The sequence below is a fragment of the Lichenicoccus sp. genome (genome assembly GCF_965276875.1).
Taxonomy (GTDB): Bacteria; Pseudomonadota; Alphaproteobacteria; order Acetobacterales; family Acetobacteraceae; genus Lichenicoccus.
In genome coordinates this window covers 2,661,075-2,674,173 of sequence record NZ_OZ255701.1, presented here as the reverse complement: position 1 = coordinate 2,674,173, position 13,099 = coordinate 2,661,075, and the positions used below count along the sequence as shown (strand labels likewise).

The window sequence follows — 13,099 nt, the reverse complement described above, 5'->3', positions numbered from 1 at the left end:
ATCAGATCCGCGTCATAGCCAGCCGCACGGCCCTAGAGCCTGCACTGTTACTATCCTCCAGTCCGAGATGGAACGCAGGAGGCCGGTGAAAGCAAATCAAGCCAATCCCCACCGCACTCCACCCGAGGCCCCATCAGAGTGAACCAACGTCCCTCGTTTCAACAAGCCCCGCAAACTGGCCCCGACCCTGTTCCGCATGACCCCGTAAAGCACGCGATCCGCCACGTTCAGCCCGCGATGCTCCATCACTTTCAGCGTGATCTGGCGCTGGCTCATCGGGCCGTTCTCACGAAGCAGAGACAGCACCAGCTTGGACGTGTCACCCGGCCGGACACCATGCCGTCGTGGCGTCGGGCGGACCCGCACCGTCTCCACGTCCAGGCCGGGAGAGAACAGCCGGATCGTCAGGTCCACCGCGTCTATATCGAGCACCAGCCCGTGCAGGCGGCTCTCTAGCCCCTCGATCTCAGAGGCGATCTCCTGACGCTTGCGGAGCAGGCCGGATAGGACGGGGTGGCTTGGGTCGCTGAGTTCCATGCTACATATGGTAGGATAGACGCCGCCAGAGTGCCGCTATCCTGTGGTGGCGGGTGCTACATAATACCGCGCCCGTTCGAGGGATTCGATCCGGTCTTCTACCAGAAACGCTATCTGCGCGACGACTCGGGCAGCAACCCGCTGCTGCACTACATCGAGAACCGCGACCGGGTGCATCCCTGCAAGCCGCCCATCGACACCAGCATTCCGCGCGAGATGCGACGCAACACGCGGCCGGGCCCGTTCTTCGAGCCGGTGCGACCGCTGCCGCCGACAGTCGCGCGAAACGCGGAGGTCCTGGCCTACTATTTGCCGCAATTCCACAGCATGCCGCAGAACGACGAATGGTGGGGAGCCGGCTTTACCGAATGGACCAACATCGCCCGCGGCTTGCCGCGCTTCGCCGGCCACTACCAGCCCCGCATCCCGCGCGATCTCGGCCACTATAACCTCGACGGCACGGAGACCCTCAGGCGCCAGGCCAGGATGGCGCGCGCCGCCGGCATCAAGGGCTTCGTCTTCTACTTCTACTGGTTCAACGGCACCCGCCTGCTGGACGCCCCGCTCGAGGCGCTGCTCGCCGACCGCTCCATCGACATGCCGTTCTGCCTGCTCTGGGCCAACGAGAACTGGACACGGCGCTGGGACGGCTCGGATCAGGAGGTGCTGATCAGCCAGGATTTCCGCCCCGAGGACGAGGCCGCCCTGATCGACTGCTACGGCCGGCACTTCGCCGACCCGCGCTATATCCGCCTGCAGGGGCGCCCGCTGCTGATGCTCTACCGCCCGGCACTCGTTCCGGACGCACAACAGACATTCGCCCGCTGGCGCGGCCTGTTCCTCGAACGCTGCAACGAGAATCCGATCCTGATCATGGCCCAGGCGTTCGGCGACAACGACCCGCGGGCCTATGGTCTGGACGGCGCCATCGAGTTCCCGCCGCACAAGATCGTCGAGGGCATGCAGACCATCAACGAGCGGCTCGATCTGCTCGACACCGACTTCACCGCCAACACCCACGACTACGACGAGATCGTCGACCGTGCGCTGGCCATGGACACGCCAGACTTCCCGTTGATCCGCACCGCCTGCCCCTCCTGGGACAATGACGCGCGCCGCGAAGGTGCTGGTCTGGTAATGCATGGCTCGACTCCGGCGAAATACCAGGCCTGGGTCGAGGGGCTGATCCGCCAGGCGCAGGCGCACCCGTTCCACGGCACGCCGATGGTCTGCATCAATGCCTGGAACGAATGGGCGGAGGGTGCCTATCTCGAGCCCGACCTGCATCACGGCGCCGCCTATCTGAACGCCACGGCGCGCGCCGTCACCGGCTTCGGCGGGGCAGCAGCACGCGGCGGCCGCGTCCTGCTGGTCGGCCACGACGCCTTCAGCGCCGGCGCCCAGAGCCTGCTGCTGCATGTGGCCCGCCAGCTCAAGCGGGCGCACGGCGTCGAAGTCGCGATTCTGCTGCTGGCCGGCGGCGACATGCTGGAGGGCTACCGCGCCACTGCCGCCACCTGCGTGCTCGCGGCCTCGGACCCGGAGCTGCCCGCACATCTGCGACGCCTGCGCGGCGACGGCTTTGATGGCGCCATCGTCAACAGCGCCGCCTCCGCCGGCATCGGCCCGCTGCTGCACGCGGCCGGTATCGGCTTCACTCTGCTGGTGCATGAACTACCGGCGCTGCTCGCCGAAAAACACCTCACCCACGGCCTTGCTACCGCATGGTCACTGGCGCGCAGCGTGGTGTTTCCCGCCCAGTTCGTCCGCCGCGCCGTCTGCACGCTGGTCGCGGCCGACGCGAACGATGATCCCAAACTCCGCACCCTGCCGCAGGGCCTGTATCGCGGCCGCGGCTTTTCCGCGCGCGGTCGCGCGGGGCTGCGCCGGCAGTTCGGCATCCCACCGGATGCGCTGGTGCTGATCGGCGTCGGCTACGGCGACCTGCGCAAGGGTTTCGACCTGTTCCTGCAGCTCTGGCGGCAGACCAGGCCGCAGGCTGGCCGCCGTTTGCGAGGCGCCCCGGCGGTGCATTGCCTGTGGCTAGGCGCGCTGGACCCGCAAATGCAGCACTATCTCGGCGGCGAGATCGAGGCGGCGATCGCCAGCGGCAGCTTCCACCTCCCAGGGCACGTGCCGGACGCGCCCGAGCATTTCAGCGCCGCCGACGTGTTCGTACTCACCTCGCGCGAGGACCCGCTGCCGAGCGTGGTAATGGAGGCATGGACCGCCGGGCTGTCCTGCGTCGCCTTCGCCGGCAGCGGCGGCATCCCGGAGCTGATCGAGCGCCACGGTCAGGGCTGCGTGGTGCCGCTCGGCGACGTGCCGGCGATGGCCCACCGCGCGCTGGAATTCGCAGCCGCCACCCACAAACAGACCGCGGCCAAGCGCGCCGCCGCCGGCCGCCAAGCCGCCAGGCGCTTCGGCTTCGACCGCTACGTGGCGCAGCTCCTCACCCTGGCGCAGCCGGCGCTTGCCCGAATTTCGGTGGTCGTGCCCTCCTTCAACTATGCCCGCTACATGCAGCAGCGCCTGGCCTCGATCTTCGCGCAGAACCATCCGGTGCTCGAAGTCATTGTGCTCGACGACGCCTCCAGCGACGACAGCGTCGAGGTAGCGCGCACGGCGGCGGCGGAATGGGGGCGCAGCATCCGCGTGGTCGCGGCAAGCCGCAACTCCGGCTCGGTGTTCCGGCAATGGGAGCGCGCGGTGCAGGAGGCGCGCGGCGAGTGGATCTGGATTGCCGAGGCGGACGACGCCGCCGACCCGCGCATGCTCGACCGCCTGACCCGCGCACTGGCGAACGCCGACGGCGCGGTGATGGCGTTTTGCGACAGCCGCTCGATCGACGCCGACGGCGCCCTGATCGGCGACAGCTACAAGCCGTACTATGCCGCCACCGCGGGCACCACCCTTGATCAGGACGGCCTGCACGACGGCGAGGCGTTCATCCAGTCCTGCCTCGCCGAGCGCAACCTCATCTTGAATGCAAGCGGCGTGCTGTTCTCGCGCGCTGCCCTCAAGGCGGCGCTGGCGCGCTGCGGCGAATCGCTGTTCGCCTTCAGAATGGCCGGCGACTGGCGCCTCTATATCGAGCTGCTGCGCCAACCCGGCGCACGCATCGCCTATGTCGCCGACCCGCTCAACATCCATCGCCGGCATGGCGAGTCCGCCACCCACCGGCTGGTCGGCCAGAAGCATCTCGGCGAGGTCGCACGCATCCACCGCCTCGTCGGCGGCGGCCCTACCCTCCTCGACGCGGACCGCATGCGCCAGCGCGCCTATCGCGACCAGCTTGCGCAGCAGTTCGGGCTTCGTTTGGCTGGCGAATAGGCAAGGCCAGAGGCGCCGCCCCTGGACCCCGCCAAAGGCTAGCCTTTGGAATCCTTACTTTTCTGAATGGGGGTCTGGGGCCTGTCGTGCGGAGCACGCCTTCGCGTGACGCCCCAGCGGAGTCCAGAGGCAGAGCCTCTGGCCTTCTTCAGCCGCGTGCTAAAGCCATGGCCAAGATAGCTCCGGAGGAACAGGCACATGCTCCGAAAACAACTGCTTTTGCTTGTTGCCCTTATAGGCCTGGAGGCTGGATCCGCTAACGCTGCCACCCACCACCGGCCTCACCATGCGAGCGGCGCGCCGGTGCTGCTCAAGCGGCAGCCCGGCGGCGCCCAGGATCGCGCGGCACGCCAGCTCAACGCGCACGACCTGCGCGCCGCCGCACGGCGTGGCGAGCATCCGCTGGTGCTGGTGGGCTCGGCCAGGCTGTCCGGCAAAGGCGGCGACCCGGCCTTGTTTGTGCAGTTGCAATCGGCCAGCCTGTGCGGATCCGCGGGCTGCTCGACGTCGGTCTATCTGCGCCACGCGCGTCACTGGCGCAAAGTGCTGGACTCCGTCAGCGGTCCGATCCGGGTGATGCCGCAGCTTCATCATGGCGTGCACGACCTTCTGGTCGGCCGCCAAGACCGCTGGATCTGGGACGGGCACGTCTACCAGGACAGCCTGGCGGCACCGCCACTGAATGATCTGCGCCGCTCGGTGGAGCGCCACCGCGCCATGCTGCGCCGGCGGCACCAGGCGCATTAAGTGCTGCTGGAGCGGGTGAAGGGAATCGAACCCTCGTATGCAGCTTGGGAAGCTGCCGTTCTACCATTGAACTACACCCGCATGCACAATTGAGCATAGAAGCGGCGCCAAGCCTGCGCAATCGCGGGACGCTGTTGACGGCGCCCGGACCGCGCGCCTACAAAACCGCCCTCTGTTGTGTAACCCTCGTGATTTGTCCGGCCGGCTTGCGGCGAGGTTAAATAAGCGCGCTAAAGAGGCACTGGCTTGCTCCGGGGTTCACTCCGTGGTGCGCCCTGTCATCCATATGGCCGGTCTGCAATGGACTGAGACCGGGGATAGATGATGAGCGCCTCTTCCTACCGCACCGCCACCCGCCTGCTGCATGGCGGCATCGAGCGCACCTTGCATGGCGAGACCAGCGAGGCGATGTTTCTGACCTCGGGCTATGTCTATGATAGCGCCGAACAGGCGGAGGCCACGTTCAAGGGCGAGGCCGCGCATTACCAGTATAGCCGCTTCGCCAACCCGACCGTGGCGGCCTTCGAGCGGCGCTTGGCCGAACTTGAAGGGGCGGAGGAATGCCGTGCCACCGCGACCGGGATGGCCGCCGTGCATGCCGCTTTGCTCAGCCATCTGGTCGCTGGGGACCGGGTGGTCGCCTCGCGGGCACTGTTCGGCTCGTGCTACTGGATCGTGGCGACGCTGCTGCCGCGCTATGGCATCGAGAGCGTCTTCGTAGACGGCCACGACATCGGCCAGTGGCGTGATGCCCTGGCCCAGCCCACGGCGCTGGTGCTGCTGGAGACGCCGTCGAATCCGATGCTGGATATTGTCGACCTCAGCGCGGTGGCCGATCTCGCGCATGCGGCCGGCGCCATTGTGGTCGTCGATAACGTGTTTGCAACGCCGGTGCTGCAGCGGCCGCTCGAGTTCGGCGCCGACGTGGTGGTGTATTCGGCCACCAAGCATATCGACGGCCAGGGCCGGGTGCTTGGCGGTGCCGTACTGGGACGCAAGGCGTGGGTCGAGACGGTGCTGCAGCCGTTCATCCGCAACACCGGTCCGACCCTATCGCCGTTCAATGCGTGGGTGCTGATCAAGGGGCTGGAGACCCTGGCACTGCGGGTCGAGGCTATGACGCGCAACGCAGGGCAGTTAGCCGACTGGCTTTCGGGAGCGCCAAGCATCGCGCGGGTCTGGTATCCGGGACGCGCAGACCATCCGCAGAATGCGCTGGCGATGCGGCAGATGGCGTCCGGCGGCAGTCTTGTGGCCTTCGAACTTGCGGGAGGTCAGCCGGCCGCTTTCGCAATGCTCAATGCGCTGCGCCTGATTGCGGTATCGAACAATCTGGGCGACAGCCGTTCGCTGGTGACGCATCCCGCCACCACGACCCATATGCGGATCGGCGGCGAGGAGCGGGCCCGGCTTGGCATCACCGAAGGGGTCGTGCGGCTGTCCGTGGGCCTGGAAGACGTACATGATTTGACGGACGATCTCGATCGGGCATTACGGAGCGTTCGATGAAGCATGGGCGCCAGCACGACGAATCGCGACGCGGCGATGCGGCAACAGAGGATTATTGCGCCGTGACGCGCGACATCCGGGTCAGCGTGCGGCCATTCTATCTCGCTGAACAGTCAAGGCCGGACGAGCGGCAGTTCGTCTGGGCCTACCGGGTCCGCATCGAGAACCACGGCACCGACGAGGTCCGTCTGCTGCGTCGCACCTGGCACATCACCGATGGCGCCGGCATGACCCAACATGTCGAGGGCGACGGCGTGCTCGGCGAACAGCCACAGCTCGAACCGGGAACGGCCTTCGAATACACCTCCGGCACCCCCCTGCCGACGCCATCTGGTTTCATGACTGGCGCCTACCACATGGTGAGCATCGCATCGGGGGAGCCGTTCGATGTGCGTATCCCGGCGTTCAGCCTCGACAGCCCTCACCAGATCGGCATGATTCATTGATGGACCAGATCTCCAAACTCGGCTCAAGACCTTCTCAGGAGGACGCCGAGGATGCGGTCCGCACCTTGCTGCGCTGGGCGGGCGAGGATCCGACGCGCGAGGGATTGCGCGACACACCCGGCAGGGTGGCGCGTTCGTACGGCGAGTTCTTCGCCGGCTACGGCGTCGATCCCTATGCGCTGCTCTCGACCACCTTTGCCGAGGTCGAGGGTTACGACGAAATCGTGCTGCTGCGCGACATCCGGATCGAGAGCCATTGCGAACATCACATGGTGCCGATTATCGGGCATTGTCATGTCGCCTACCTGCCGCGCAAGCGGGTCGTCGGCATCAGCAAACTCGCGCGCGTGGTTGAAGCCTATTCCAAGCGCCTGCAAATCCAGGAGCGGCTGACCGCGCAGATCGCCGGCGCCATCGACGAGGTGCTCCAGCCGCACGGCGTGGCGGTGATCATCGAGGCCGGCCACCAGTGCATGAGCACGCGCGGGGTGCACAAGGCGGGCGTCTCCATGGTGACCAGCCGCATGCTCGGCGCCTTCCGTGATAATCCCGCGACGCGCTCCGAACTGCTCGCCATGCTGGCACAGCAGCGTCACGTCAGCCCGTTCGAGTAGGAGCCAAAGGGTTGTGAGGGATTGGCGATGATCGCGACCCTCGGCGAGATCGTGGTCGAGATCATCGCCGAGACCCCTGGCGTTGGGTTCCGCGCACCGCAAGCCCTGGTCGGCCCGTTCCCCTCTGGCGCGCCGGCAATTTTCATCGACCAGGTGGCACGGCTCGGTCAGCCGGCCGGCATCATCGGCTGCGTCGGCGACGATGATTTCGGCAGGCTCAATATCGACCGCCTGCGAGCCGACGGTGTCGATGTCTCGGCAATCGAAATTGTGGCCGATCATCCGACCGGCAGCGCCTTCGTACGCTATCGCGAGGACGGCACGCGCGACTTCGTCTTCAACATACGCCACAGCGCCGCAGGCCGCACCCGGATCACCGAGGCCGGCCGCATAGTGCTGGCCGCCAGCCGACATTTGCACGTGATGGGCTCTTCGCTGTTCTCGCCGGCCCTGATCGCGGCCGCGCAGCAGGCGGTGGCCCAGGTAAAGGCCGCCGGCGGCAGCATCTCGTTCGACCCCAACCTGCGCCGCGAAATGCTCTCAAGCCCGGACATGCTCGATGCGATGGCGTCGCTACTGCGGGCCTGCGACCTGTTCCTGCCGAGTGGTGCGGAACTCACCGTGATGACCGAGGCGAAGGACGAGACCGCGGCAATTCGCGAAATCCTGGGGCTCGGCGTGGGTGCCGTGGTGGTCAAGCGCGGTGCCGGGGGTGCAAGCTACCACGACCCCGCACAGACGCTGCACATGGCCGCGTTCGACGCCGAGGAGATCGACCCGACCGGCGCCGGCGACTGTTTCGGCGCCACCTTCGTCACCTGCCGATTGCAGGGACGCGGCATCGCGGACAGCCTGCGCTTCGCCAATGCCAGCGGCGCGCGCGCGGTCAGTGTGCGTGGGCCGATGCAGGGTGCCTCCAGCTTCGCCGAACTCGAGGCCATCATAGGCAGGGCGGCATGACCCAGGTCGATATCCTGCGCGACCTCGCCGGCCGGCGCGGACCGACAGCGGGCATCACCTCGGTCTGCTCGGCGCATCCGCTGGTGATCGAGGCGGCCCTGTTGCAGGCGCGCGATGACGGCACCCCGGCTTTGATCGAGGCGACCTGCAACCAGGTCAACCAGGAGGGCGGCTATACCGGCATGCAGCCGGCGTATTTCCGTGATTTCGTCTGGTCGCTCGCGGACGAGGTAGGGCTGGCGCGGTCGCGGGTAATCCTCGGCGGCGATCATCTCGGACCCAATCCGTGGCGGCATCTGCCCGCGGAGGTCGCCATGGACAAGGCGCAGGCGATGATCGCGGCCTACGCCGCGGCCGGGTTCAGCAAGCTGCATCTGGATGCCAGCATGGGCGCTGCCGGCGAACCGGACGCCCTCGACGATGCGCGCGCGGCGTCCCGTGCCGCCGCCCTCGCCGCTTGTGCCGAGGCCTCCGCCGCAACACCGCCGGTCTATGTCATCGGTACCGAGGTGCCCACGCCCGGCGGTGCCACGCATGCGCTCGACCAGCTGCGTCCCACCGCTCCCGACGCGGTGCGCGCGACCTTCGGCGTGCATGCACGCGCCTTCGCGGATCTCGGCGACGCCTGGGCACGCGTCATCGCCATCGTGGTGCAGCCTGGTGTCGAATTCGGCCACGACTCCGTGGCGATCTACCAACCCGAACGCGCCGCCGGCCTCTCGGCGGCGTTGCCGGACATGCCCGGCCTGGTATTCGAGGCGCATTCGACGGACTACCAGCCGGAGGCGAGCCTGCGCCGGCTGGTGCAGGACGGGTTTGCCATCCTCAAGGTCGGGCCGGCGCTGACCTTCGCCCTGCGCGAGGCGCTCTACGCACTCGACCATATCGCCGCGGTGCTGCGGCCGGAGCCAGGGTCGCTTGCCGAGACGATGGAGCGGCTGATGCGCGAGCAGCCCGGGCATTGGCGAACGCACTACCCCGGCAACCCGGCGGCCCAGCATGTGCTGCGCCATTACAGCTATAGCGACCGCATCCGCTATTACTGGCCGATGCCGGCAGCCCAGGCCGCCTGCGCGCATTTGCTTGACCGGCTTGGCGCTGTCGAAATCCCGCCGACCCTGGTCAGCCAGTATCTGCCGCGCCTGTATGAGCGGGTGATCACCGGCCGGCTCGCGACCGATGCGCGCCGGTTGCTGATTGAATCGATCCGCGATGTGCTGCGCGCCTACGCGCGGGCATGTTCCTGAGGCAGGTTACGGGAGACGCACAATGCAACTTGAGGGCAAGACCGCGATCATTACCGGCGGCGCGCGCGGCATCGGCCGTGCCATCGCCGAACGCTACGGCCGCGAAGGGGCTACGGTGGTCATCGCCGACCTCAACGAGGCGGGCGCGCAGGCCGCTGCGGCCGCGATCGGCGGCGCCAGCTTCGGCCTGGCACTCGATGTGACCCGGCAGGACTCCATCGATGCGATGATGGCAGCCACGATCGCGCGCACCGGCCGTATCGACATCCTGGTCAACAATGCCGGTATCTTCGACATGGCGCCGACCCTGGAGATCACGCGCGAGAGCTACCGCCGGGTCTATGCGGTCAATGTCGAGGGGCTCCTGTTCACCCTGCAGGCGGCCGCCCGGCAGATGATCGCGCAAGGTCGCGACGCGCGGGGTTCGGGCGGCAAGATCATCAACTTCGCCTCACAGGCCGGCCGACGCGGGGAGGCGCTGGTGGCGATCTACTGCTCTTCGAAGGCCGCGGTGATCAGCCTGACGCAGAGCACCGGGCTGGATCTGATCCGGCACGGCATCAACGTCAACGCGATCGCCCCCGGCGTGGTCGATAACGAGCACTGGGACGACGTGGATGCGCGGTTCGCCCGCTACGAGGGCCTGCAGCCTGGCGAGAAGAAACGCGCGGTGGGTGCGGCGGTGCCGATCGGGCGGATGGCGCGCCCGGACGAGATCGCCGGCATGGCGGTGTTCCTGGCCAGTGCGGATGCCGACTACATTGTCGCCCAGACCTATAATGTCGATGGGGGCAACTGGATGAGCTGAGACTTTTATGCGGCCGCCGCCCGCGCCTGCCACGGTGCCGCGTTGACAGAAGCCGCGCCGTCGCGGACGTTACGCATCAGTGCAGACTGCAGACCGTATACCGCAGACTGGGGCCTGCATGCACCCGTCAACCCTGAGGAAACAACAAGATGATACGTCGATCTCTCCCCGTGACGGCCGGGTTGGCCACCGGCTTGGCCATGGCCGCTATGCCGCTGTTGGCGAGTGGCGCTAAGGCCGAAACCACGCTGACCATCGCGACGGTGAACAACTCGCAGATGATCGAGATGCAGAAGCTCGCCCCGGTGTTCGAGAAGGAGCATCCCGACATCCACCTTCGCTGGGTCGTCCTCGAGGAGAACGTGCTGCGCCAGCGCGTCACCACCGACATCGCAACCCATGGCGGCCAGTTCGACATCCTGACCATCGGCAATTACGAGGTACCGATCTGGGCCAAGCAGAAATGGCTGATGCCGTTCACCAATCTGCCGGCTTCCTACGACGTCGGTGACATCATCAAGCCGGTGCTCGACGGCATAAGCTACAAGGGCGAGGTGTATGCGCTGCCGTTCTACGGCGAGAGCGTGATGACGCTATACCGGACCGACTTGTTCAAGAAGGCCGGGATCACCATGCCGGACCATCCGACCTACACGGAGATCCGCGGCTTCGCCGACAAGATCACCGACCGCTCCAACCAGATCTACGGCATGTGCCTGCGCGGCAAGCCAGGCTGGGGCGAGAACATGGCCTATTTTACCACCCTGGTGACCGCGATGGGTGGCAGCTACTTTGACACGCAATGGAAGCCGACCATCGACTCCGCCGCCTGGAAGTCGGCGCTGAAATATTATGACGGGATCCTCAAGGCGGACGGCCCGCCTGGCGTCTCCTCGAACGGCTTCAACGAAAACCTGTCGCTGTTCGCGTCCGGTCATTGCGGCATGTGGATCGATGCCACCAGCGCCGCTGGAATGGTGTTCGACCCGAAGCAGTCGCAGGTTGCCGACAAGGTTGGTTTTGCCGCACTCCCCACCGGCAGCTTCAAAGGCGGCCCGACCTGGTTGTGGTCCTGGAACCTGGCCATTCCGGCGTCGTCGACCAAGCAGGCCGCTGCCCGCACCTTCATCACCTGGGCGACGTCGAAGGAATATATCGACCTCGTTGCCAAGCGTGACGGTTGGGTGAACATCCCGCCGGGCACCCGCACGTCGTCCTACACGTCGCCGGACTACAAGAAGGTGGCGCCGTTCGCATCGTTCGTGCTCGATGCGATCAACCATTCCAACCCGAACGGCCAGACCGAGAAGCCGCGTCCCTATACAGGTGCCCAGTTCGTCGGCATCGCGCCGTTCCAGGCGATCGGCACGCAGATCGGCCAGGACATCTCCGCCACCCTGAGCGGCTCGATGAGCCAGCAGCAGGCTCTGACCTCGGCAGACGCCGCGGCCGGGCGGGCGATGCGTCAAGCCGGCTACATGAAGTAACCGGCGGCGCTGGCGGGACCGTCCTGCGGTCCCGCCAACGTTATGATCCGTTCTGCAGGAACTGGGCGGAGTGCGCTTTGAGCGCAGTCACGCTCAGGTCGCTGAAGGTCACGGTGGTGCTGTCCGACAGCGTGATCATGGAGCCACCTTTATTGGTGCTGGTCGCACTCGCCAGCGCCGATTGCACCGCATTAGCGCCGTAGCCGAACAACTGCACCAGGTTGCCGGCTGAGCTGCCGAAATCCGTGATTGTCACGTTGCCGCTGCCGAAGCCGTTGGTAAAGTTAAAATCGTTGGCACCGGCACCCCCGGTCAGGGTGTTGTTGCCGGAGCCGGCGGTCAACGTATCGGAGCCGGCGCCGCCGACCAGATCCGCGGCACCGGTGCCTCCGAACAGCATCAACGACCCCGAGGTAAAGGCGCCCTGAAGCGTCTCGTTGCCGGCACTGGCGATGCCGTAGGTGACGCCGCTGGTGTCGAGCAAGGTGATGTCCGAGCCGCTCGCACCAAACACCGACGAAGACGTGCCGCTGATCGTGGCCGACCCGCCGGCGGCGGCCACGAAGGTCAGCGTGCCGGAGCCGCTCTCGAAGATCGAGGTGCTCCTGCCGCCGAACACCGTGCTGTTGCCGCTGGAGAAGACGAAGTCGCTGTTGCCGCCGATGATCGTGTTGCTGGGGCCGGTGGCTATGATGGTGTCGCTGCCGTCGCCGCCATAGACGAGGTCGCTGCCCTGCGAATACAGCGTGTCGGCACCGCTGCCGAGGGCGACGACATTGGCGCCGCCGCCGTCATAGATCATGTCGTTGCCGCTGCCGGCGATGATGCTGTCGTTGCCGTTGCCGGTGGCGATGGTCTCGTTGCCGCTGCTGCCCTCGAATAGATTATTGCCGCTGGCGATGAAGCTGCCGCCGCCGGCGCCGGCCAGATAGGTGGTGCCACCGGCCCCGGCCAGGACGCTGACCGAAGACATATCGCCGGCGCCAATAATGGTCACCGGCCCGCTGGCGCCATCGGTGAGGTAGCTATAGCCCGACGGCACGACATACGTGCCTGACGACATGATCACGCCCTCGCCGACCTTGCCGGTGGGGATTGATGGCGCGCTGCCGTCGCTCGGGAGGGTGTAGGCCGCGAGCGAGCCGCCGGCCGCCAGGCCGCTCAAGGCCGCCGCATAGGCCTGGGCCAGCGAAAACGCCGCGGCGCCATCAACCGAAACCGGGATCACCGCGCCGGATGCACCGACAATCGTTACTGAGGGCATGGCAGATTCCTGTCATGGGGAATGCAGCAAACCGGTTGGTGCGCCGCGAACTCTGGAAAAATCTCCTAAAAGCCCCGTAACAGAACTATTTGCCGTATCGCAACCTCAAAATACAGAAGCAACAATTCTAATTTTATGGAGAGTATC

The 13,099-nt window shown here is 66.5% G+C and carries 11 protein-coding genes, 1 tRNA gene and 1 riboswitch; of the genes, 9 read left to right on the top strand and 3 right to left on the bottom strand.

Annotated elements, in window-relative coordinates; genetic code table 11:
- Positions 1 to 96: 96 nt before the first annotated feature.
- Positions 97 to 537: a hypothetical protein gene (locus tag ACQY4K_RS12970; protein ID WP_428390615.1), complete on the bottom strand. Its 441-nt coding sequence runs from the start codon at positions 535 to 537 to the stop codon at positions 97 to 99.
- A gap of 30 nt (positions 538 to 567) precedes the next feature.
- On the opposite strand from ACQY4K_RS12970, the gene ACQY4K_RS12965 reads away from it, so the two are divergent.
- Both ACQY4K_RS12965 and ACQY4K_RS12960 read left to right on the top strand, forming a co-directional pair.
- Positions 568 to 3,870: a glycoside hydrolase family 99-like domain-containing protein gene (locus ACQY4K_RS12965; protein ID WP_428390614.1), complete on the top strand. Its 3,303-nt coding sequence runs from the start codon at positions 568 to 570 to the stop codon at positions 3,868 to 3,870.
- Between the two features lie 198 nt (positions 3,871 to 4,068).
- A complete protein-coding gene (locus ACQY4K_RS12960; protein ID WP_428390613.1) occupies positions 4,069 to 4,617 on the top strand; it encodes a hypothetical protein in 549 nt (182 codons plus the stop codon).
- A gap of 7 nt (positions 4,618 to 4,624) precedes the next feature.
- Here the strand turns inward: ACQY4K_RS12960 and ACQY4K_RS12955 are convergent.
- Positions 4,625 to 4,698, bottom strand: a tRNA-Gly gene (locus tag ACQY4K_RS12955).
- A 94-nt stretch (positions 4,699 to 4,792) separates the two neighbouring features.
- Positions 4,793 to 4,872, top strand: a riboswitch (SAM riboswitch).
- Positions 4,873 to 4,941: 69 nt separating this feature from the next.
- Between ACQY4K_RS12955 and metZ the strand changes: the two genes are divergently transcribed.
- The 7 genes from metZ to ACQY4K_RS12920 all read left to right on the top strand — a co-directional run bounded on the left by metZ (position 4,942) and on the right by ACQY4K_RS12920 (position 11,688).
- On the top strand, positions 4,942 to 6,126 hold the full coding sequence (metZ, locus tag ACQY4K_RS12950; protein WP_428396115.1) for an O-succinylhomoserine sulfhydrylase: 1,185 nt from the start codon (positions 4,942 to 4,944) through the stop codon (positions 6,124 to 6,126).
- On the top strand, positions 6,123 to 6,572 hold the full coding sequence (gene apaG / locus ACQY4K_RS12945) for a Co2+/Mg2+ efflux protein ApaG (RefSeq protein ID WP_428390612.1): 450 nt from the start codon (positions 6,123 to 6,125) through the stop codon (positions 6,570 to 6,572). The genes metZ and apaG overlap by 4 nt, the downstream gene beginning before the upstream one ends.
- Complete coding sequence (gene folE, locus ACQY4K_RS12940; protein ID WP_428390611.1) at positions 6,572 to 7,186, top strand: GTP cyclohydrolase I FolE; 615 nt, start codon at positions 6,572 to 6,574, stop codon at positions 7,184 to 7,186. The genes apaG and folE overlap by 1 nt, the downstream gene beginning before the upstream one ends.
- A 27-nt stretch (positions 7,187 to 7,213) precedes the next feature.
- Positions 7,214 to 8,146 carry a tagatose kinase gene (locus ACQY4K_RS12935; protein WP_428390610.1) on the top strand — a complete coding sequence of 311 codons (933 nt, stop codon included), beginning with the start codon at positions 7,214 to 7,216 and terminating at the stop codon, positions 8,144 to 8,146.
- Positions 8,143 to 9,393, top strand: coding sequence for a D-tagatose-bisphosphate aldolase, class II, non-catalytic subunit (locus ACQY4K_RS12930; protein ID WP_428390609.1), 1,251 nt, complete (start codon positions 8,143 to 8,145; stop codon positions 9,391 to 9,393). The genes ACQY4K_RS12935 and ACQY4K_RS12930 overlap by 4 nt, the downstream gene beginning before the upstream one ends.
- Positions 9,394 to 9,415: 22 nt before the next feature.
- Positions 9,416 to 10,201 carry an L-iditol 2-dehydrogenase gene (locus tag ACQY4K_RS12925; RefSeq protein WP_428390608.1) on the top strand — a complete coding sequence of 262 codons (786 nt, stop codon included), beginning with the start codon at positions 9,416 to 9,418 and terminating at the stop codon, positions 10,199 to 10,201.
- Between the two features lie 149 nt (positions 10,202 to 10,350).
- A complete protein-coding gene (locus ACQY4K_RS12920; RefSeq protein WP_428390607.1) occupies positions 10,351 to 11,688 on the top strand; it encodes an ABC transporter substrate-binding protein in 1,338 nt (445 codons plus the stop codon).
- 40 nt (positions 11,689 to 11,728) lie between these two features.
- Here ACQY4K_RS12920 and ACQY4K_RS12915 read toward each other — a convergent pair whose 3' ends face one another.
- On the bottom strand, positions 11,729 to 12,952 hold the full coding sequence (locus tag ACQY4K_RS12915) for a beta strand repeat-containing protein (protein WP_428390606.1): 1,224 nt from the start codon (positions 12,950 to 12,952) through the stop codon (positions 11,729 to 11,731).
- Positions 12,953 to 13,099 lie beyond the last annotated feature (147 nt).